This is a genomic window from Polyangium fumosum, from assembly GCF_005144585.1.
Taxonomy (GTDB): Bacteria; Myxococcota_A; Polyangia; order Polyangiales; family Polyangiaceae; genus Polyangium; species Polyangium fumosum.
This window is the reverse complement of record NZ_SSMQ01000023.1, coordinates 24,823-46,116: the sequence shown is the minus strand read 5'-3', so window position 1 is coordinate 46,116 and position 21,294 is coordinate 24,823. Positions and strand designations below refer to the sequence as shown.

Sequence of the window (21,294 nt, the reverse complement as noted above, 5' to 3'; positions counted from 1 at the left end):
TGTGCACCAAAAAATCGCGGGCACTCGCGGCGCGCGCGAGCGAGCGAGATCGTGAGGAAGGGCGGGGGAGGGGGCGCGGGGCCTCGCTCCGTTCGTCGGAGCGAGGCCTCGGGGATCAGCGCGGCGCCGTGGGGTTCGGCGTGGCGGGCTTCGCGGGCGCAGGCGGCTTCGCAGGCACGGCGCCGGGCTTCGGCGCTGCGGGCGCAGGAGCGGCACCAGGCTTCGGCGCTGCGGGTGCAGGAGCGGCGCCGGGCTTGCCGGGTTTGTCCTTGCCGTCGGCCGGTTTGTCCGCGCCTTCCTCCTTCGGCGCCTCGGGCTGCAGTTGCTCCCCGGAGCGCGGGAGAGTGCTGCCAGGAAGGGTCGGATCCTTCGTGTCGAGCACGCCGTTCCCCTTGGGAAGGATGCCGCCGCTCGGCAAGGTGCTGCCGCCGTTCAGCACGCCGTTGCCGTTGATCACGCCCTCGCCGTCGAGCGTCTTGTCGCCCGGCGAGAGGACCGTGCCGCCGCCGCCCACGGCTGTGCCGGGCGCGCTGCCCTGGCCCTTGATGCGGAAGACGACGCGGCGGTTCGTCTGCGTCATGAACTTGCAGTCTTCTGAGAGCTCTTCATCCTTCCCGAGGCACATCGAGTCGTCGTAGATGGGTTTGGAATGACCGTACCCCTTCGCGGTGAGGCGCGAGGGATCGATCCCCCTCTGGATCATGTACGCCCGGACGCTCTCCACGCGGCGCTGCGAGAGGTTGTGGTTGTACACGTCGCCCGCGCGCACGTCGGTGTGGCCCTCGATCTCGACGGCGCGGATCTCGGGGTTGTCCCGGAGGACCGTGATGACCGCTTCGATCACCTTCTTCGAATCGTCGAGGATGATGTCCTTGTCCGTCGCGAAGTGGACCTGATCGAGGATCTTGATCTCGTCCCCCTTCACGAACGCGCCGGGACAACCGCCGCGGCCGCCCGCGAGCATCGGGCACTTGTCGTCGCGATCGGGGACGCCGTCCTTGTCGGAGTCGGAGTCGGGGCAGCCCATGTTCTGCGGGACGCCCGGCAGCTCGGGGCAATGATCCGCGTCGCCGATGAGGCCGTCGTGATCGGGATCCTCGCTGTCGACCTGCTTCAGGCGATCGATCTCCTGCTGCTCACGCGACTTCGAAGGTTGCCACGTGAGCCCCGCGAACGCGCGGAAGACGGGCGCGCCGAACCCGCAGTTCGCGCCGAACGTGCCGCCGACCGTGAGCGAGAAGCCGCTCGCCCACTGCCAGCGCATCGCCATGAGCGCCTCGGCCGGGACCTGCGAGGGGCTGTCCGGGAACTTCACCATCGAGACGCTGCCGTACACGCCGCCGAGCACGGACCAACCCCAGCGCTGCACGACGTACATCTCCGCGCCGATGCCGAAGTTCGCCATGTCGCCGACCTTCGTCCCGGCAAACTGTCGGTCGGGCCGGAACCAGACGCCGCCGTTTGCCGTGACGAGCAGGCCGAAGTTGAAGCGATAATCCGCGACGAGCCCGAGGCCGCCAGAGACGGCGCCGTCGCTGGCGAACGCGTTCTGATCCCCCGTGGGCAAGTTCAAGTTGCCCGTGACCGCCATGCCGAAGCCCTCTTTGATTTGGGCTTTCCGGTTCAGGTAGGGGATCGCAATCTTTGTGTTGAAACGAAGATCGCCGAGCGCGCTCGGCGAGATCTCGCCCTCGGTGCCGAGCGGCCTCAGGTTGTCGGACATCTGCCAGGCGACCAACGGCATCGCCATCGTGATGTCGAAGATGTCGTAGAAGCCGATGCCCGCGAGGGCCGTGACCTGAAGGCGCGCGCCGACGGCGCGGATCTGTTGCCCCGTCGTGATCGCCGCGACCGCGAGGGGATCGAGGCCGATGTCCGTGTAGATGCCGAACGTCGGCGAGAGATGGCTGACGACCTCGGATTTCTGGATCATCACGAGATCACGCGGGGCCGCGGAGGGCCGGAAGGTCTGCGCGTCGAAGCGGCCTTCTTCGGCGGCTTCCGCGACCACAGGCGCCACGGCGAGCGTCGCGAGCGAGAGCAAGAACGAGATCGATCGCTTCACGACTCACCTCGGAGGGTTGAACGGAGGCGGCGGCGGCCAAGCAGGCCAAGGACGGAGAGGACGAGCAATGCGGCTCCGGGCGCGCCACCTCCATGTCGACCGGGCCGTGCTGAGCATATCGTGGCGAGGGTGCCACCGCAATCGACGCCGTCGGGCATCGGGCCGAGCGCGCACTCCTTCGCGGTCTCCGTCTCGTTCCAGCGGCAGTGGTCGCTGCCGAGGCAGTCGACATTGGTCTTGCACGAGGGCGTGCAGGTGTTCGAGGAGAGGTTGCAGGTGCCGCCGCAGGGGCAGTGCGAGTCGGCGTAACAAGCGACGCAGGCCGTGCCGTTGCAATAAGGCGTCTCGGAGGAGCAGGTGAGCATGCAGCCCGTGCTGACCGTGCAGGTGTGGGTCGCCGTGTCGCAGGTCGAGCCCGCGCCGCATTGCGCGTCGTCGACACAACGCACGCACGCAGCGGCGGCGGCGTTCTGGCCGGAGCAGAAGGGCGTGTCGCCGCCGCAGCTATCGCAGCGCAATCCGCAGCGTTTGTCGCGGGTGCAGGGGGTGCAGGTGCCGCTGAGGCAGAAGGCGCCCTCGCCGCAATCCATGTCGTGGCGGCACTCGGCGCACGCGGTGCCGACGGGGCCGGGCAGGCAGAACGGATAGCGCGGCTGGGCCGTGCCGTTGACGACGATGACCTCGAGCGCGGTGCAGTTGACGCAGCCGTCGCCGCAGCAGGTCGGCGTGTTGTTCTCGGGGAGCGTGCCCTGGCAGCGGCCGACGGAGAGGTTGCAGATGCCGCCGCCGCACTCGGCGTCGGTCGTGCACTCGACGCAGCTCGGGTTGCCGTTCGGCTCGAGCGGGGCGCACTTCATCTGCTGGCCGTTCGCGCCGTCGGGACAGCAGTTGCAGGAGGCGCCGGCGCACTCGGCGCTCGTCGCGCAAGGCTCACACTTGTTCTCGATGCACGCCGCGCCCTTGGGGCAGTCGGAACTCTCATTGCACTCGTCGCAGGTCTTCGTGTCGGGGTTGCAGATGAACCCCTCCTTGCAGTCCTCGTCCGTCTTGCATGCGCCGCACTGGAGGGTGCCGTTGATGTTCACGCAGAACGGCGTGTCGACGCCGCAGGGCGAGCAGCTCGGGCCGCAGAGATCTTTGGTGTCGCAGGGGGCGCAAAGCGCGGCCGAGTTGCAGTATTGCCCCGGGTCGCAGCCGTTGTTGCCTCCCTGGTCGGCGAACTCGCGCCTGCACTGCTTGCAGACGCCGAGGTCGGGGTACGAGGGGCTGCCGCTCAGCGTCTGGAAAAACATCGTCTCGGGGAAGACCGTGAACCCCAAGTCATTGAGCTTCGTGATCGGCGGCACGTTCGCTTCTCGCTCGAAGTCCACGAAGTCCCCGACGAAGTAGGACATCTCGAGCGCGGCGTGCTCGATGAGCTCGACGTAGAGGATCTCGATCGGGTAGAGGCCGGCCTTCTGGAAGGTGACCTGGTTCGTCAAGCGGTAGGTGGTCGCGCCGAGTACGGGAGGGCGCGTGACGACGTTGTAGACGCCCTTGTTCTTGTCGTAGATGGTGAGGCTGACGGCGTCGTCCACGTAAAACCCGAAGTGAATGGGCTTGTTCACGAGGTCGGCCGTGACGTTGAGGTAGCCACGCATGCGGCTGCCGAACCTCGTCGACGTGTCATTCACGAAGAAATCGCAGCCGCCCGTCTTGCAGCCCTGATCGAGCGCGGCGTCGATGAAGTCGCCGTAGCTCAGCGCCTGGTTCGCGGCGTTGTTGTTGGACAGGTCGAGCAGCGTGCGGATGACGTGCTCCGTGCGATCGACGGCGTGCGCCTCGATGAACGCATTGACGTCGCCCGTGTAGTTGAGGAAGCCGCCGAACTCGTTGACGCTCGCCGCGATCGCCGAGGCCGCGCAGAGGCCCGTGCCGAGGCCGTCGAGCGGGTCCGAAACGCCCTCCGGGATCGTGACCGGCGCAGCGCTCGCGACCCGAGGAGCCATCGCGAGGAGGGCGACTGAAGCAAGGAGGATTCGTCTGAGTTCCATGTCACCGTCGGCCTTCGCGCCGCACTCCGCGGCACTGCCGCGGACCCTACCACGGACCGCGTGATCCGTACAAGATCGCAGGCTTACGGCGCAGCCCGAGGACGGCCGCGGAGGACAGGGGATCGTCGACCGTCGTCGTCGGATCCGTGCGCGTCAGAGCCACTCCGGTCGTACGCGTTCGTATGAATCTTCGCCGGAGCGGCAGAGCTGGGCGAGGTAGCCGACGCGCGGCAGCTCGGTGCGAATCCAATACTGGGCGGCCGAGGCGATGCCGTTGTAAAAATCGTGATCCTGCGGGCGATCCTGCTGGTTTTTTTGCGCCGTGGCCGCGAGGCGCAGCCACGTCCAGCCGATCACCATGGTGGAGGCGAGGTCGAGGTAATCGGCGCTGTGCAGGAGCATGCCTCGGACGTCTCCCTGCGCGCCGAGCGCGCCGAGGTGGAGCGTGACCTGCCGCATGGCCATCGCCGCGCCCTCGACGCGCTGGACGAGATCGGGGTGGACGCCCGCGTCGCGCGCGCCGTCGCAGGTGGCCGCGATCTCTTCGAGCAGCGCGCCGAACGCGGCGCCGCCGGCCGCGATGACCTTGCGGCCGAGCAGGTCGAGCGACTGGATGCCCGTCGTTCCCTCGTGGATGCTGTTGAGCTTCTGATCGCGTAGCCAGGCCTCGGGGAGGTATTCGCTCGTGTAGCCGTAGCCGCCGAGGACCTGCACGGCGAGCGCGTTCGACTCGAAGCCACGCTCGGCCGGGAAGCTCTTGGCGATGGGCGTGAGCAGGTCGAGCAGCATGGCGGCGCGCGCGCGGGAGGTCTCTTCCGTGGCATGCTCGGCGAGATCCGAGAGGCGCGCCGTGAGGCCGAGGAGCGCGATGCTGCCCCACGCGATGGCCTTCTGGCGAAGGAGCATGCGGCGGACGTCGGCGTGCTCGAGGATGGGGACCTGCGGCGTGCGCGGATCCTTGTCGCCGAGCGAGCGGCCCTGGGGCCGGGTCTTCGCGTATTCGAGCGACTCGTGGAACGCGACCGAGGCGGTGGAAGCGCCATTCATGCCAATCATGAGGCGCGCCTCGTTCATCATCTGGAACATGTACGAAATGCCCCGGTGAGGCTCGCCGACGAGATATCCGTGGCAATCGCCCGCCTCGCCGAAATTGAGGGCGAGGCTCGGCAGGCCGCGCCAGCCGATCTTGTGGATCACGCCGGCGACCTCGACGTCGTTCGGGACGAGGCCGCCCCGCTCGGAGCGGAGTTTGGGGATCGCAAAGAGGCTGACACCCTTGATGCCGGGCGGCGCGCCGTCGATGCGGGCCAGCGTCAAGTGGACGATGTTCTCGGTGAGGTCGTGATCACCACCCGAGATGAAGATCTTCGAGCCTTTGATGAGGTAATGGCCGCCCTCCGCGGGCGTGGCGCGGGTCTCGACGTCGCTCAAGCTGCTGCCGGCCTGGGGCTCGGTGAGGGCCATGGTGCCGGTCCACTCGCCGCGATAAAGCCGGCCCATGAAGCGCTCTTTGAGCTCGTCCGAGCCGAAGGATTCGAGCAAGCGAGCAGCGCCCGTGGTGAGGCCGAGATACCCGTACGCCGAGAGGTTCGCCGCCATGAGATAACTCGCGGCGAGGGAGGCGACCGTGAGCGGGAGCATCTGGCCGTACGCGTCGGGCGGGCGCGTGGCCGAGAGGACGCCGAGCTCGACGAGGCGCGGATAGATGTCGTGCATGGCGCGGTGGACCCGCACGCGGCCGTTTTCGAGGCGCGGCGGGGCCTCGTCCATCGGCTTGTACGCCGGGAAGAGCAGCTCGCGCGCGAGCCTGCGCGCCGTGCCGAGGTAGATCCCCACGGTCTCGGGCGTGTGCTCGGCGAAATCGGGCAGGGCGAGCAAGCCTGCGAGGTCGAGCACCTCGTAGAGGAGGAAGTCGACGAATCGATCGCTGACCAGGGGGTTCGTGGACGACATCGCGCGGCGCACGTGATGCCAGCCGCGAGGCGGTGTCAAGCGTGGGGAGCATACGCGGACGCCGTCGCGGCGGCGGCGCGCGGGGCGAGCGACGTGGGCACGATGAAGGAAGGATCGATCGGAGTGCCATTCACGAGCATCTTGAACGCCGCGTACCGCGGGGCGCGCGACTCCCAAAGCGTGAAGCCGAGGGACGCGTGCCGGAGGTCCTGCACCCAGGTCGCGATGTGCGTGTCCCACGCCGCGCCGAAGCTCGGGAGCGCGCGGGCGAGGCGGTCGAACTCGGCGATGGCCTCGTCGTGGTCGCGGATGATGCGCCGCACGGCCTCGAGCATGGTGAGCCCTTGCTCCTCGCGGAGCGCGAGGATGACGTTGACGTAGCCCGAGGCCCAGTCCTTGCCGAGGCTCCAGATGTCGTTGCCGAAGCCGACGATCTTGCCGGAGAGGGTCTTCAAGGCGAGCGCGGTCTCGTGGGCGTGGAAGTCCGGCGGGAGCTCGATGCCCCGCGCGTATTCGAGGAGGTAGCCCGTCGCGGCCATTCCGATGGTGTCGATGCGCGAGCGGAGCGCCTCTTCGTACGAGATGTGGGCGAGCCCCGCGCGGCGCTGCTTCGAGGTGCGCGCTTCCTTGAGCGCGGCCGTGCTCCAGGTGTCCATGGCCTCGCAGAGGGTCGCCATCCAGGCGGGGCTCATGGTCGTGGCGAGCTCGCGGAGCAGGGCCGACCACGTGGCGCCGAAGAGGGTGGTGACGCCGGAGGCGCTGGGCTCGAGGACGGCCGGGCCGCAGAAGGGGAAGGTGCGCTCGCGGCCCTCGACGTCGACGTCGTCCCAAAGCAGCCAGAGCGAGAGGTATTTGGCGAGGAGCAAGAGCTCGCGCGGGGCCGCGAGCGGGAAGGGCATGCCCGCATAGTCGGCCGGCGCGAAGGTGCGGACGATCCAGATCGAGCGCTCGCCGAAGCCGAGCTCGCGGAACCACGCGAGCGTCTCTTCTTCGATCCGCGCCGCGTGCACGTTCACGAGCGGATCGGGCCACCAGTGGCGCGGGATCCCGAGCGCGAGGTCCGGCGCGTGAGGCGCCGTGATTTCCCTGGCAGGACAAACCGTGATGGTCTCGTCGGGCCGTTCCTTGGCTGCAAGCATGATCGCCCCCCCAAAGCGCTCAAGCGCTGCGCTGCAATCTCTCTTTCCGTTTGACCTCGGCGAGCCAGGCGCGCGCGTCCGCTTCGCGGTCGAAGAACTTGATCTGCCCGCGCAGATCCACGTGGAGCAATCGAATCGCCTTCGTGATCATCGACACGACCACGCGGAGGTGAAAATCGGCGCCGAACACGGCGGTGGCGCGCGGGTTCAGGGCCAGCATGCCGCCCACGGCGTGGCGCCGGACGAGCTCCGTCACCTGTCCCGTACGAGACAGATCCACGAGCAAGTCGACGGGCTCGTGCCGCCGCATGGTCTCTTCGAGCGCCGCGTTCATCCGCGCGACGATGTCGGCGTCGAGGTCGCCGACATACGTCACGAAGCAGGTGTTCGGCGGCTCGAAGCACATCCGGCTCGAACCAAAGTCGTATCGAATTCCTTGTTCCTGCATGGCTAGAAGCACGTGAGAGCCTTTCCACAACAAGGCCAAGCGCCTAGGTCGCCCACCCCCAGGGGTGCACGCGTCATGCCCGGGCAGCTTGGTCGATCAAGACACCAGGGAATCCACAGACGGTCGGGAAATTCGCGCGAGCCAGATTGCAGCCGTGCATGCATTGCATGCGAGCAGGATTCCGTCGTGCGGCGTGGGTACGGCATGCACACCGCATCCAGCGGCGACGTCCCGGAGAGGCGGGCCATTTCGAGCAATTCGGGCTCGTTTTGGGAGGCGCGACGTCCCGGGTGCGCGCCGCATTCCAAGGCTCGGCGGACGGGGACGAATTCGTCAATCGGAGGGTGACGCGACGTTCAGAACGTCCACTGAAGCGCGCCGCCGCGCGGAGAGACGAATACCTGCGGGCGCGCCCACGACGGTTGCTCCGAGATCGTTCGCCCACCGACCACGGCGATGGGGATGCCAATCAACATGCCGAGGCCGCCGCCGAGGATCAGGCCGAGCGACGCCGAGCGCTTCTCCGCCGCGGGACAGTCGGTGCATTCGGTTTGCGGGAGATCCGCCCGGATCACGAGCCCCGTGACGACGCCGAGCAGCCCCGCGCCGGCGAGGATCGTGCCGACGTAGAACGCCGTCGGGCTCGCCATTTTCGTCGGGGTCTCGGACAACTCCCGCTGTTCGATCGTGTAGGTCGTGGGTCCCGGGCGCGGGGGCGGCGGCGCGGGAGGAGGTGGCGGGAGGGCTTCAGGTTCGTCGCGGGGCACCCAGCCCGGGGGTTCGTCCGCGTGTGCGGACGAGGTGGTGAAGGAGACGAAGAAACAAGCAAGGATAAGGGGAGCGAAGTTTCGGCGCATACGATGGAGCGTACCGGGCGCGGGCGCAGAGGCAATGCGAGGGCCGGTTCTAGACGCCGCTCCACGCCTTCCAGAGGTCGAGGATCCGCATGTGCAGCGGGACCGCCTCGAGGAAGGTCCGGGCGTAGGCCGGATCCGCGATGCGCGCAGCGCGGGCGAGGAGATCCGCGCGGGCGTCTTCGATCGTGGCGCGGGCCTCGCCGTGCTTGTCGACGGCCCAAAGGGCTTCGGCGCGCGTGAGGACGATGCGCGCGTGGGCGCTCGTGTGCCGCATGCCGATCTCGGCCGTCTGTGCGAGCGCGCTCTCGGTGAGCTCGACGGCGCTCGCGGGACGGCCCTCGGCGAGCTCGAGCGCTGCGTGGCCCGCGAGCGCCCATATCCGCCCGAGCGGGAGGAGCTCGACGAGCGGCGCGACGGCCGTGAGGAGGCGCCGAGCCGCGTCGAGGTCGCCACGACGCAGATGCGCTTCGAGGATGAAGTACTGCACGCTCACGCTGATCACTCCCTCGCTATGCGTGGCGGCCTCGTCCGCGACGGTGGTGCCGAGCGTGATGGCCTCGTCCAGCGCGCCGCGCTCGACGAGGAGCCCGGCGCGGAAGCAGCCGGCGAGGAGCGCGGAGACGCTGTCGGCCGACGCGATCGCGAGGGCGAGCTCGAACTCGCGTTCGGCCTCGTCGTACGCGCCGAGCAGCACGAGGTCGAGGCCCACATGGGCGCGGAGCAGCGGCAGGAACCGTCGATCGCCCGAGACCATGAAGTTCGCGATGGCCTCGCGCTCGATGCCGAGCGCCGTGTACGGATCCTGCTCGGCGTACCTATGCCAGTAGCCGCGGGCGTAGCCGAAGCGGCCGGCGACGGACGGATCACGGGCGAGGAGAGGGCCGACGACCTGCTCCATGCGGCGCAGGAAACGCTCGGCCATGGCGCGTTCACCCATGACGAGCTGCGAGATGATCGCAGAGCTGTAGGCGAACGAGAGCGCGGGGATGGCGTCTTCGGCGGGCTCGATGCGGTAGAGCTCGCCCATGAGGGCGTCGAGGGCGTCTTTCTTGCGCAGGAGCAAGGCGCTGCCCAGGGCGGCGCCGAGCGCGCGGCCGTACTCCTTGCTGCCCGAGCGCGCGCTCTCGAGCGCCTCCATGGCCGCCTCGTAGGCCTTCGCGGAGGAGCTCGTCCAGTTCCACGCGTCGGCGCGGATCGCGCGGAGCTGGGCCACGATGTCCGCGCGTGGGTTCGCCACGAGGCCCCGATCCGTGAAGCTCACGGCCGCGGAGAAATCACCGGCCGAGAGCGCGAGTTCGGCCGCGGCCGCGAAGAACTCGGCCGAGCGCTCCATGTCGCCCGAGCTTTCGAAGTGATCGGCCAGGATCGTCGGGTCCGTCTCGCCCGACGCGAGCAGCCACTCGGCCGCGAGCGCATGTCCGCGTCGGCGATCACGCTCGGTGAGCATCGCGTACGAACCCTCGCGTACGAGCGCATGGCGGAAGGCATACTCCTCCTCGCCGAGGAAGCGGGTCTCGCGGCGGCGCACGATGAGCTCGCGCTCGCAGAGGCGATCGAGCAGACCGACGCGACCGTTCGGCAAGGACGCGTCGCCGATGAGCGCGGCGACGCCGCCCCACCAGAACGACTGGCCGAAGACGCTCGCCGCGCGCAGGACGCGCCGCGCCTCGGGTTCGAGCGAGAGGAGGCGCGCCTCGACCATGCCGAGCACAGTCTCGGGCAGATCACGGCCGCGGCCCTCGGCCACGGCGCGGATGAGCTCTTCGAGGTAGAAGGCGTTGCCCGCGGCGCGATCGACGAGGCGCTGGATCTCCTCCTCGCACATGACTTCACCCAAGAAATGCTGGACGAGCCGCTCGGCCGCGCGGCGCCCGAGCTCGCCGAGGCGCACTTCGAGCAGCTCCCGATCGGCCCAGATCTTCGGGAAGAGATCGTGCAGCTCCGGCCGGGCGAGCGCGAGCACGGCGAAGCGGCGCTCGCCCTGCACCGCGAGGGCCGCGTCGACGAGCTTGATCGATGCGCGGTCGCCCCAGTGCAGATCCTCGAGGACGACCACGAGCGGGCGCACGACCGAGAGCGCCTCGACGAAGTCGATCCACGCCTCGCGGATGCGATCGGCCATGAGCGTGGCGTTCTGGCGCGCGGCGCGGAGGTCGGGGCGCTCGTCGCCCGCGGGCGCGCCGACCATCTCGCCGAGGAACGCCGTGACGCGGGCGCGATCGTCGCCTTCGACGTAGGTCGCGACGAGCGCTTCGAGCTTGAGCCTGCGCGAGGCGACGGGCTCGCCGATGCCGATCTGGGCCATCGTGCGGATGGCGGAGCCGAGGATGGAGAAGGCCGATCCCGCGCCGATCGGATCGCCGCGGCCGATGGCGATTGCGGGCTCCACGGCGCCGCGGCGGAGCTGCTCGACGAGCTCGTGCCGCAGGCGTGACTTGCCCATGCCGGGCAGGCCGAGCACGACGGCGACGCGCGGCTTGCCTTCGTCGAGGCCTTCTTCGAGGAAGTCGCGCACGCTGCGGAGCTCACGCTCGCGGCCGAGGTACGGGCTCGGCTTGCCGAGCAGCGTGCGCGTGCCCGAACCGACCTCGCGCTCGCCGCGCAGGAAGATCCCGTCGGCGCCTGCGCTCACGTCGAAGCGCACGTCGAGCAGGGCTTGTGTCGAGGCGTCGATCCGCACGGCGCCCGCCTCTTCGCCGAGATCCAGCAGGGCGGCGGCGCGCTTCGAGATCGAGCCGAGCGCGAGCCCGTGCGAGGTCTCCTCGCGCCCCGTGACGAGCACGATGCGGGCCTCGGGGGCGAGGGCGCGCAGGCGGAGCGCGGCGCGGGCTGCGCGTGCGGCCTGATCGGTGGGGTTGCCGCGACCGACGAGGCCGAGGAGCAGCGCGCCGCCGTCGATCTCCTCCACGCGGGCGCCGAGCTTCGCGATCTCCTGCTCGATGGCCGCGATCCGATCCCGCGGCAAGAACCGCGACGGCGCCTCCTTGCCGTCGGGGAGCGAGGGCGGCAGCGCGGCGACGATGCTGAGCAGTTGCCGTTCGCTGTCGGTGATGACCTCTGCGGAGGCTGTTTGCACGGGCGTGGCGTTGCCCTCGACGGGGCCGAGCGCGACGAGCGCGCGCAGGGCGGCGCCTGCGTCGGAGGGCCGGCTCGCCACGTCCTTCGAGAGCATGCTGGACACGAGATCGTCGAGGGCCTGAGGCACGTCGGGGCGCAGGTCGCGCACGCGCGGGGCCTCGGCGAGCAAGAGGCTCGCGAGGATCGCGAACGCGTGCTCGCCGTCGAAGGCGGGCTGCCCGGTGAGGCACTCGAAGAGCACGGCGCCGAGGGAAAAGACATCCGCGCGCGCGTCGACGCCGGCCTTGTCGGCGCGCGCTTGCTCGGGCGCCATGTAGCCCGGCGTGCCCACGATCGTGCCGGTGAGGGTCAAGCGACCGCGACCTCGATCCCGCGCGACGCCGAAGTCGAGCACTTTTACGCGCTCGATCTCGCCGCGTTCGAGGAAGAGGTTGCTGGGTTTGATGTCGCGGTGGACGACGCCGCGCGCGTGGGCTGTGGCGAGGGCGTCGGCGACGCGCACGGCGAGCGTGATGCACTCTTCGAGGCGCAGGCCTTGTCGGCCGAGGCGCGCGGCGAGGCTCTCGCCTTCGAGCCACTCCATGGCGAGCCAGGGGGCGCCCGTGGGGGCGACGCCGTGATCGACGTAGCGCACGATGTGCGGGTGGCCGAGCGCCTCGAGCACGCGGGCTTCTTGCGCGAGCCGTTCGCTGTTCGAGAGCTCCGACGCGCGGAGGAGCTTCACGGCGACGACGTGTCCGGTCTGGAGATCCTCGGCGCGATACACTTCCCCCATGCCGCCCACGCCGGCCAGGCGCTCGACACGGAAGCGCTCACCGATGATGTCCCCAGGGCGCATGCGCGAACCAGGATTCTGACCCGGGAGCCTCCGGGAGCCAAGCAGAGGCGCGTTGCGCGCGTGTGAAGGTGACCGAGGACCCGCGCGCGCCGCGTCCGAAATGGAGTTTGCCTTGACAGGGCGCGAGGATCGTGCGTGTGGGCCGGCTTCGAAAGATCCGCCGATTGGATCAAAAGCCCCGCCCTGTCGTGCTTTGGCGGAGAGGGCTACGTCTTGCTTGCCGGCGGTCCGATGACCGTCGGTCCAAGGAGAGCGCGTGATGAAAACGGACGAGCACGGAAAACATGCGGTGATCTTCGAGCGCGAGCGTGCATTGCAGTACGACAGCCAGGTGCGCCTCTCGATCGTGGGCTACGAGGCCATGCACCAGGTCGCCGCGGAGGTGCTCGTCGCGGCGCTCGCGGACCAGAAGGCCGCGTCGCTTTTGATGGTCGGCATCGGGACCGGGAGCGAGGTGAAGCCGTTCGCGCGCTACGCAGGATCCGCCTTTCAATTCACGGGCGTCGATCCCTCGCCGGAGATGCTCGCCATTGCCAGGGAGAAGCTCGAGGCGGCAGGCCTGCTCGAACGGACGAGCCTGCATGCCTGCGAGCTCCGTGATCTCCCGCGCGGGCCCTTGTTCGACGGCGCGCAGATGATCGGCGTCCTGCATCATCTTCCGGATGACGATGCGCGTATCGCGCTCCTGCGGGAGATCGCCGGGCGGCTCGCGCCGGGGGCGCACTTCGTGATCGGTTGTCGGGTTGGAGATGAGCCGCTGCTCAGGGCCGTCGAGGAGCAGCGGATCGTATTGAATGGCAAGCCGCCCGAGGTGGTGGAGCACCGACGGAAGGCAATGGCATCGCTGCGGATCCCGGCCTCGGATGCCGAGGTCTTCGCGCTCCTGGCCCAGGCAGGCTTCACGGCGCCCCGTTTCATCTTCGGCGAGCTTCAGTTCCGCGTCTGGGTGACGCGCTACGAGCCATCCTCGATCGGTGCGTGAACGACGCCGCGCGCCCCGCGGCTATCGCCACTGCGTCATGATCTCCACCAGCCGATCGAGATTGTAGGGCTTCTGCAGCACGGGCCGGCCGCGATCGGACTCGCGCAGCCCTGCTTTCCCATATCCCGTCATGAAGACGAACGGGAGACCCCGCTCGGCGAGGATGTCGGCCACGGCATAGACCTTCTCGCCGGCGATGTTGATGTCCAGTCCCGCCCCATCGATCACCGCCTCGCGGGCCAACCGAAGCGCGTCCTTCATGTTCGAGGCCGGGCCGATCACCTCGCAGCCGAGGTCGGTCAGCGCGTCTTCGAGGAACGAGGCAATCAAGGCTTCATCCTCGACGATGAGGACACGGAGTCCCTGCAGCACGCCCGCATTCTTGGGATCCACGGTCATCATGCGGCCACGCGCTCCAAGGGCAGGTCCATCACGCAACGCACGCCCTCGGGCAGGAATTCGAGGTGCACTTCGCTTTCGAGCTGGCGCCCGAGGTCACGTTCGATCAGGCGCGAGCCGAATCCCTTGCGGCGCGGCACCCGCACCGGCGGCCCGTGCATCTCCTGCCATTCCAGGTGGAGCCGCCGTTCGGCCGCGCAGGTGTTCACGTTCCACGTGACCTGGACGTGACCGGACGGCAGCGATAACGCTCCGTACTTGGCCGCGTTGGTCGATAATTCGTGGAAGACCATGCCGAGCGTCACCGCTGCCTCCGGACGGAGGCGCACATCCTGACCGGCCAGGCTGAAGCGGCCGGCGTCGCCATTGGCGTGCGGCGCCAGCTCGGCGCATACGATATCGCGGAGGCTGGCGCTCTGCCAGGAGGTCTGGTTCAAGAGGTTGTGCGTCTGGGACAGGGCCAGCAGCCGGGCCATGAAGGCTTCCGTGAAGGCCTTGGGCGAATCCGCCATGCGCAGCGTCTGCGCGGCGATTGCCTGTACGATCACCAGCGTGTTCTTCACCCGATGGTTCAGCTCGTTCAGCAAGAGCTTCTGGAGCTCCTCCGCCTGCTTGCGCTCGGTCAAGTCGAGGACGAACGCCACCCCCTCGCTCTCCGACCCCTCGAATCGTGCAACGCCGAGCAGCACCGGGATGCGGTTGCCGTCCTTCCGGAAAAATTCTTTCTCGAAAGGACCGAACTGGCCCGTCAAACGCACTTGCGCCCGCGCCCGCTCGTCGACGGCGTGATGCTCCGGAGGCGTGATCTTCATCCAGTCGAGGTTTCCCGAGACCAGATCCTCCCGGCTATAGCCGATGAAGCGCAGGAATGCATCGTTCGCGTCCGTGATCCTGCCATCCAGGTCCCAAAAATTGATCCCGATGATGTTGGCGTTCACCAGGCGTCGGATCCGCGCTTCCCTTTCCCGCAGCAAAAGCTCTGCCCGCTTTCGCTCGCTGTTTTCTTGCTGGAGCTGGGTATAGAGGCGCGCATTCTCCAGAGAAATGGCGGCCTGGGAGGCCAAAAGCTCCAGCATCGCGATCCGGTCGGCGGTGAAGACACGCGGGGTCAGGTTGTTCTCCAGATAAAGCATGCCCACCAGCGTGCCTTGCTTCACGAGGGCGAGGCAAAGCACGGAGCGGGGGCGCCGCTCGCGCACGTAGGCGTCCTCCGAGAACAGGTTGGGCGCGGCCGCGTCGTCGAGAATCACGGTCTCCCGCGTGCGAATCACGTAGTGCAGAATGGCCGTGGGAAGATCGGCCGGGGTGATGGGCGCCTCGCGCAGGGTGACCTCGACCCGGTCGCGCACGGTGACGACCTCGGCCTCGATGTCGCATTCGGCGCCATGGGGGCGGATCAAGAGGCCCCGCTCGGCGCCCGCGTGCTCGACCGCTATCGACAGCAGCGTCTCGATGAGCCGGTCGAGGACGAGCTCCCCGGAGACGGCCTGCGAGGCTTTGAGCACGGTGGCGAACTCGAGCTCCGCGCGCGAGGCGTCGAACAAGGCGGGAGGCCCGGGCGCGCCCCGATCCTGCTGCCGGCGCGTCGCCTCGCGCGGGAGGAGGTGCGGGAAGTCTCTCTCCAGGCGCTTCGTGACCCGAAAGGCGCCCCACCGAGCGTAGAGGCGATGCGCCTCGGTCATGTAGGCGCACGCCAAAAACTCCCTGCCGAGATCGATGTAATGGCGGGCGCAGAGCTCGCTGGCCAGCGCCGCGTCATGCAGGAATCGCCCCTCCCGCGCGGCGGCGATCCCGCGATCGTACAGGGTGCCCGCGCATTCGCGCCCCTCCACCCGGGCGAGCTCTGCCTGCAGGATCAGGCTGCGGTGGCGGAAGCTCGCCGGGCCGAGCTGCGCCCAGGACTCCACCTTGTGCGCGCCTTCCCTGAGCCTCGCGAGGTACGTTTCCCTGAGCGCTGGGGCGGCAGCGTCGGCGGCCCGCGAGAACGAAAGCGCGCCATAAAAAGAATAGCAGGGGCTCGCGTGCCATGCCGCGAGCATTCCCAGGCTCTCCGGGTCGGTCGAGCCCCATCGCTGCGCCACCTCCTCGTACGCGCCCTGAAAGACGCCGGCGAGGACCCCGAAGATGTTCAAGAAGTAAAGGGACGCCTGGTTGTTGATCCTGCGGGCCTCCTCGGCGACGGCGTCGATGTCCGCCCACGCCGCGTGCGTCCGTTCGCCCTCGGAAGTCGCGCAGAGCTTTTCGGCGACCTGCGCGACGGCCCCGACCATCCACGTGATCGCATTGAATTTGTCGAGCTTGCACAGCGGCAGATACTGCTTCGCCTCCTCGAGGATGTCGCGCAGGTGTGCCCCGCGAAGCAGGCTGTTCACGGTCGCGTTGCACGTGTTGTAAAAGGCCCAGATGTATTGCCCGGTCTCGATGCCGGCGTGGATGCCCTTGCGCAAGGAAGCCTTCGATTCCTCGTAGGTGTCCTTCCAGTGCTGGACCCACGCTCCCCACATGTTGCACAGCATGGATTCGGACTTCTTGTCCGGATGGATCTCGTTGAGGCGGACCGCCGCCCGCCCGAACGCATATCCCTTCTCGATCTCGTGCCTGGCGCACAGGACCGTCCCGAAATTCACGTACGCGTAGATCGAATTCTTCGAGACACCATGCTCGATCGAATTCTGTAGCATCCGCATCACCGTGATCTCGAAATTGTTCGTCCCGAGCTGATAGGTAGGCGAAAACATCTCTTGCAGGACATCCTGCAGGACGGCGATCTCGGGATCGTTCAGCGCGGGCAGGTCGACGAGCGATGCAATCGGGCGGTCCCCGATCATGGCGATCGTCCGTTCGAACTCGGCGGTGAGCATGTCGTCATCGGGGTAGGGCGGCAAATGGATGTCGAAGGCCCGCAGGGCCGCGAGCCCCTCTTCCAGGGCAGCAGGCAGATCGTTTTCGAGGATCTGCACGTTCATTTTCAGGCGCCGCACTTCGGTCTTGTGGAGGCGTCCCCTCGCATGATCGATGCAGCCCGCGAGGGTCGCGAGCGCGTCGTCGTGCCGCCCGCAGAGCGACTCCATCAATCCTTTTTTCGTGTGATAGACGAACGTCAGCTCGTACGCGGAGGTCCACGCGTCCTCGGGCAACATGGCCATGCCATGCTCCAGGTACTTCAACGCCGCGGTGAAGGCCGCCGACTCCTCGGCTCGCCCCGCAGCCTCGAGGTTGAGCCTGGCCGATTGCATGCGCTCGTGCGGGGCCCGGATCAGGTCGCCCGCGCTGTTCAAGTGATTGACGATGTCGAACAGGTTGCGCCCCTCGGCGAGGTCCAGCTTGCCGAGCAGGAGCTTTGCGATCCGGTCGTGGAACGCCGGTCGGTCTCCCTCGGGAATCAGCGAGTACGCAGCCTCCTGGATCTTGTCGTGCGCGAAGCGGTACTGCTGGTCGGCGCTCACGATCAACCCTTCCCCGAGGGCTTTGTCGAGGCTCCCGTACGTCTCCTCGGGAGGGCGCTCGCTGACGGTGTTCAGCACGTCCAGCGCGAACATGTTGCCGATCGCCGAGGCCAGCCGCAGCACCTCCTGCGTCGCCTGCGACAGGCGCCGGAGGGTCTCCACCATGAGGCTGAGGACGTTGTCGGTGCACCCGAGCCGCGCGATTTGCGGCAGGTCCCAGCCCCAACCCGCCTTGGGATCGAAGACGAGCACCTTCGTCTCGTAAAGGTGCCTCATGAACTGCTTGACGAAGAACGGGTTGCCCCTGGTCTTTTTCAGAACCGCGCTCGCGAGCGGAGCTCCGTCGGTGACCTGGAGGCTGTCGTTGATGAGCGCGATCAGGTGGACCCGCCGGAGGGGCTCGAGGACGATGTTCACCACGCCGAGTCCGCCCTTTTGAAGCGCCTTCAGCGCGACGAGGAAGGGATGTGTCGGGCTCACTTCGTTGTCGCGATACGCACCACAAAAGAAGAGTGATTTCATGTCCTCGTTCGCGAGGAGGGCCGTGATCAGGCTGAGGCTGGCCGAATCCACCCATTGCAGGTCGTCGAGGAACATGGCCAGCGGGTGGGCGTGGCTGGCAAACACCGAGACGAATGTTTGGAAGTAGAAATTGAATCGATTCTGTGCCTCGATCGGTCCGAGCGCAGGGATGGGCGGCTGCTCGCCGATGATGTGCTTCAGGAAAGGGAGGACGTCGCAGAGCACCTGACCGTTGCTCCCGAGGGCGCTCCGGATGGCGTCTCGCCACGTCGTGATTCTCTCCTCGCTTTCAGAGAGGAGCTGCTTGATGAGCGCGTCGAACGCCTGGACGATGGCGCTGTAGGGCGTGTCGCGGTTGTGCTGGTCGTATTTCCCGCTGATGTAGTAGCCCTTCTCGCGCGCCAGCGGCTTCAGGATCTCCTGGACGAGAGACGATTTGCCGATGCCCGAATAGCCCGAAACGAGGACGATCGCGCGCTTGCCCTGGAGCACGTCGTCGAACGACGTGATGAGCTTTCGGATGTCCCCTTCGCGGCCGTAGAGCTTCTGGTGGATCTGAAAGAGATCTCGCCTGTCGTACTGGCCGGGGCGGAAGGGGCCGATCCTGCCGGTGCGCTCCCATTGTGATCGACACGCTTCCAGATCGGCCTTCAGCCCATCGGCGCCATGATAGCGGTCTTCCGCGTTCTTGCTGAGGAGCTTCATCGTGATGGCCGAGAGCGCGTCGGGCACCTCGGAATGGATGTCCGAGGGGGGAGCCGGCTTCACGGCCATGTGAGCGTGCATCAGTTCGAGCGGATCCGCCGCCTCGAATGGCTTTCGCCCGGCGAGCATCTCGTAGAAGACGACCCCGAGCGAATACATGTCGGTGCGGTCGTCGACGCTGCGATTCATGCGGCCGGTCTGCTCGGGGGATGTGTAGGGGAGCACCTCCGAGAGGACGCGGGGGCTGTAGATCGCTTCTTTTTCACGCGTCACGATGGAATCGACGCCGAATCCCGTGAGTTTTACCTGACCTCCCGCGCCGAGCAGGATGTTCGGAGGCCGCACGTCGCCGTGGATGACACCACACCGGTGGATGTCGACCAGGGCTTCGGCCATCGAGACGGCGGCGTCCAGGAACGCGCGGAGGTCGAGCTTGCCGGGGAGCTTCGCGGACAGCGCGGTGCCCGGGAAAGACTCGGTGATGAGCATGAGCCCCTCCTCGTGCTCCTCGACATCGTGGACCTTGACGATCCTCTCCGAATCGATGCGCTTGATGATGCCGTAGGCGTGCTTGAACCGCGTGATGTCGGCAGCCATCCGTGCGGAGTCGATATGCAGCACCTTCACCGCCACCTCGACGCCGTCGGCCTCGCGGTAGGCCCGGTACGTGACGGATCCTGCGCTCTCGCCGGTCTTCGCGATGACGCGATACCCTTGGATCGGAACCATTCCTGGTTCGGTCGAAAGGTGCGTCATGGGGAGGCCCTCTGCATGGCCCGATGCCGAGCAGGCGCCAGCGCCCTCGCGGATGCAACCCTCCGAGCAGGAACGACGCGTCGACAGGGAAGCGGAACAAGACACGGCGCGAGCGTGCTGATCCGCAGGTACGACGGTCGGGGCAGATCGGCCGCAATGTCGTATCTCCGAAGTTCCCCCATATCGCATGCCTACAAACGTCCCTCCGCGCTGTCAACGTGGGCCCGCGGATAGGAAAATCGAGCGATTGCACCGCATCCACGCGCCCCATTTTCGTAAGGCGCCTCGTTCCCCCGTCGCCGGTCGTCGTCCGGAGATGGCAAAGATTTCTTCCGCGCGCGGCTTCCTCGAATTCGACGGCGCGCCAGACGGGCGAGCTTCGCGCCGGGAGGCCGAGGCTGCCCGGCGCATCGCAAGGACGCACGTCTGGCGCGTGCCCATCCCCGAAGCTAGACGAGCAGACGGGACGCCCCATGCCCTCTGCCCTCGAAGCCCGCGACATCCGCGTGATCCGCGAAGGACGCACCCTCGTCGACGGCGCCAGCCTCGTGGTCTCGTACGGCGAGAAGGTCGCGATTGCGGGCCCCTCCGGCAGCGGGAAGAGCACGTTTCTTCGGGCGATGGCGACGCTGATTCCGATCGACAGCGGGCATGTGCTGCTCGACGGGGTGGATGCGATCGCGTTGCCTCCGACCCGCTTTCGGACCCGCATCGCCTATCTGCCCCAGGCGCCGCCGATGCTGCCTGGCACCGTCGCGGACAACGTGGCTGCCGGGCCGGCGCTACGCGGCGAGACCCTCGCGCCCGAGCGGCAAATCGAGCTCTTGCGGGCCGTGGGGCTCGACGAAGCATTCCTCACGCGCGGGGCAAACGAGCTCTCGGGCGGAGAACGCCAGCGCGTCGCGCTGGCCCGCGCGCTCGCCAACGAACCGAAGGTGCTGCTCCTCGACGAGCCCACGGCCGCGCTCGATCCAGAGACGGCCCTGCAGGTGATCGAGCTCGTCCGCAGCATGGCGACCGCAGGGCGCGGCGTGGTGATGGTCACGCACATCGCGGCGCACGCAGAGGCGCTCTCTGGGAGGCGTTACGTCTTCCAGGCGGGGAAGCTCGTGGCCGTCGCGGAGGGGCCGTGAGCTACCTCGAGATCCCGCTGCCGCGGCTCGTAGTGACGCTCGGGCTCGTCGCGCTGGCGATCCTCGCCTCGCGCTGGAAGCGGCTCGACCTCGAGCGTGACCTCGCTTGGGGCGCGCTGCGCGGGGCCGTGCAACTTCTCGCCATCGGTCACGTGCTGCTCCTGCTCTTCAAGCATGAGCGGCCGGAATGGGTGGCGCTGGCCATCTCGGGGATGCTCGGCGTGGCCGCAGCGACCAGCGCGCGGCGCGTCGAGCACGGGCCCTCGGCGCGCACGCTGTTTCCTTATGCGCTTTTGGCCATCGTGCTCGGCTCCGTGGTGGCGCTGGCCCCGGTCTTCATCTTCGTCGTGCCTCTGCACCCGATGTACGAGGCGAGATATCTCGTGCCCATCAGCGGGATGATGATCGCCAGCGCCATGAACGTCGTGGCACAGGTCTTCGAGCGCATCTTCGCCGCTGCGCATGCACATGCAGGCGAGATCGAGCAGCTCCTCGCGCTCGGGGCGACGCCCGAGCAGGCGCTCGCCCGGCACGTGCGGGCCTCGGTGCGCGCCGCGATGATCCCCACCATCAACAGCCTGCTCACGGTCGGGCTCGTCGCGCTGCCGGGGATGATGACGGGTCAAATCGTGAGCGGCACGGCGCCCGAGCAGGCCGTGCGTTACCAGATCGTGATCCTGTATCAGCTCGTCGCCGTGGCTGCGGTCTCCGGGGTGCTCGCAGGGGAATTCGGAAGGCGCCTGCTCTTCACGCCGCACGCCCAGCTTCGCCTGCCCAAGCGCGCGCCGGCGAGCGACATGCGGGCGTAGCGCCGGGGTTTCACCCCGGGCCCCGACCAGGGGTTGTCCACCCCTGGACCCGGACCAGCCAGGGGCTGGACCCGGGGTCGATGAACTGCGCGATGCGCAGTTCATCGAACAGGCCCGGTCAAGACCGGCAG

At 67.9% G+C, this 21,294-nt stretch carries 12 protein-coding genes; 3 read left to right on the top strand and 9 right to left on the bottom strand.

Features of this window, described 5'->3' with window-relative positions; genetic code table 11:
- Positions 1–115 precede the first annotated feature (115 nt).
- The 7 genes from E8A74_RS22275 to E8A74_RS22245 form a co-directional block, all read right to left on the bottom strand.
- The gene (locus E8A74_RS22275) at positions 116–2,065 is read right to left on the bottom strand and encodes an OmpA family protein (protein ID WP_136930891.1); all 1,950 of its coding nucleotides are present in this window, start codon (positions 2,063–2,065) and stop codon (positions 116–118) included.
- On the bottom strand, positions 2,062–4,053 hold the full coding sequence (traA, locus tag E8A74_RS22270; protein ID WP_136930890.1) for an outer membrane exchange protein TraA family protein: 1,992 nt from the start codon (positions 4,051–4,053) through the stop codon (positions 2,062–2,064). The genes E8A74_RS22275 and traA overlap by 4 nt, the downstream gene beginning before the upstream one ends.
- A gap of 198 nt (positions 4,054–4,251) precedes the next feature.
- Entirely contained in the window at positions 4,252–6,051 is a 1,800-nt protein-coding gene (locus tag E8A74_RS22265; protein WP_136930889.1) for an acyl-CoA dehydrogenase, read from the bottom strand.
- 35 nt (positions 6,052–6,086) lie between these two features.
- Positions 6,087–7,190, bottom strand: a complete 1,104-nt coding sequence (locus E8A74_RS22260; RefSeq protein ID WP_136930888.1) for a terpene synthase family protein — start codon at positions 7,188–7,190, stop codon at positions 6,087–6,089.
- A 19-nt stretch (positions 7,191–7,209) separates the two neighbouring features.
- A complete protein-coding gene (locus E8A74_RS22255; protein WP_136930887.1) occupies positions 7,210–7,638 on the bottom strand; it encodes a SpoIIAA family protein in 429 nt (142 codons plus the stop codon).
- A 356-nt stretch (positions 7,639–7,994) separates the two neighbouring features.
- Positions 7,995–8,309: a hypothetical protein gene (locus tag E8A74_RS22250; RefSeq protein ID WP_170229265.1), complete on the bottom strand. Its 315-nt coding sequence runs from the start codon at positions 8,307–8,309 to the stop codon at positions 7,995–7,997.
- Between the two features lie 235 nt (positions 8,310–8,544).
- A complete protein-coding gene (locus tag E8A74_RS22245) occupies positions 8,545–12,411 on the bottom strand; it encodes a serine/threonine-protein kinase (protein WP_136930885.1) in 3,867 nt (1,288 codons plus the stop codon).
- Between the two features lie 259 nt (positions 12,412–12,670).
- On the opposite strand from E8A74_RS22245, the gene E8A74_RS22240 reads away from it, so the two are divergent.
- Complete coding sequence (locus E8A74_RS22240) at positions 12,671–13,393, top strand: class I SAM-dependent methyltransferase (protein ID WP_136930884.1); 723 nt, start codon at positions 12,671–12,673, stop codon at positions 13,391–13,393.
- Positions 13,394–13,414: 21 nt separating this feature from the next.
- Here the strand turns inward: E8A74_RS22240 and E8A74_RS22235 are convergent, their stop codons facing one another.
- Entirely contained in the window at positions 13,415–13,792 is a 378-nt protein-coding gene (locus tag E8A74_RS22235; RefSeq protein ID WP_136930902.1) for a response regulator, read from the bottom strand.
- On the bottom strand, positions 13,792–19,221 hold the full coding sequence (locus E8A74_RS22230) for an AAA family ATPase (protein ID WP_136930883.1): 5,430 nt from the start codon (positions 19,219–19,221) through the stop codon (positions 13,792–13,794). Before E8A74_RS22230 ends, E8A74_RS22235 begins: the two co-directional genes overlap by 1 nt.
- A 473-nt stretch (positions 19,222–19,694) precedes the next feature.
- Here E8A74_RS22230 and E8A74_RS52540 point away from each other — a divergent pair, with 473 nt between their 5' ends.
- Together E8A74_RS52540 and E8A74_RS22220 are read left to right on the top strand one after the other, a co-directional pair.
- Positions 19,695–20,354 carry an ABC transporter ATP-binding protein gene (locus E8A74_RS52540; RefSeq protein WP_170229264.1) on the top strand — a complete coding sequence of 220 codons (660 nt, stop codon included), beginning with the start codon at positions 19,695–19,697 and terminating at the stop codon, positions 20,352–20,354.
- Positions 20,351–21,163, top strand: coding sequence for an ABC transporter permease (locus tag E8A74_RS22220; protein ID WP_136930881.1), 813 nt, complete (start codon positions 20,351–20,353; stop codon positions 21,161–21,163). Before E8A74_RS52540 ends, E8A74_RS22220 begins: the two co-directional genes overlap by 4 nt.
- Positions 21,164–21,294: the final 131 nt, after the last annotated feature.

Excerpts from the sequence above, each read along its gene's own strand:
- traA (WP_136930890.1), bottom strand. The coding sequence starts at position 4,053 with ATGGCTCCTCGGGTCGCGAGCGCTGCGCCGGTCACGATCCCGGAGGGC.
- E8A74_RS22265 (WP_136930889.1), bottom strand. The coding sequence starts at position 6,051 with ATGTCGTCCACGAACCCCCTGGTCAGCGATCGATTCGTCGACTTCCTC.
- E8A74_RS22260 (WP_136930888.1), bottom strand. The coding sequence starts at position 7,190 with ATGCTTGCAGCCAAGGAACGGCCCGACGAGACCATCACGGTTTGTCCT.
- E8A74_RS22255 (WP_136930887.1), bottom strand. The coding sequence starts at position 7,638 with ATGCAGGAACAAGGAATTCGATACGACTTTGGTTCGAGCCGGATGTGC.
- E8A74_RS22245 (WP_136930885.1), bottom strand. The coding sequence starts at position 12,411 with ATGCGCCCTGGGGACATCATCGGTGAGCGCTTCCGTGTCGAGCGCCTG.
- E8A74_RS22240 (WP_136930884.1), top strand. The coding sequence starts at position 12,671 with ATGAAAACGGACGAGCACGGAAAACATGCGGTGATCTTCGAGCGCGAG.
- E8A74_RS22235 (WP_136930902.1), bottom strand. The coding sequence starts at position 13,792 with ATGACCGTGGATCCCAAGAATGCGGGCGTGCTGCAGGGACTCCGTGTC.
- E8A74_RS22230 (WP_136930883.1), bottom strand. The coding sequence starts at position 19,221 with ATGACGCACCTTTCGACCGAACCAGGAATGGTTCCGATCCAAGGGTAT.
- E8A74_RS52540 (WP_170229264.1), top strand. The coding sequence starts at position 19,695 with ATGCCCTCTGCCCTCGAAGCCCGCGACATCCGCGTGATCCGCGAAGGA.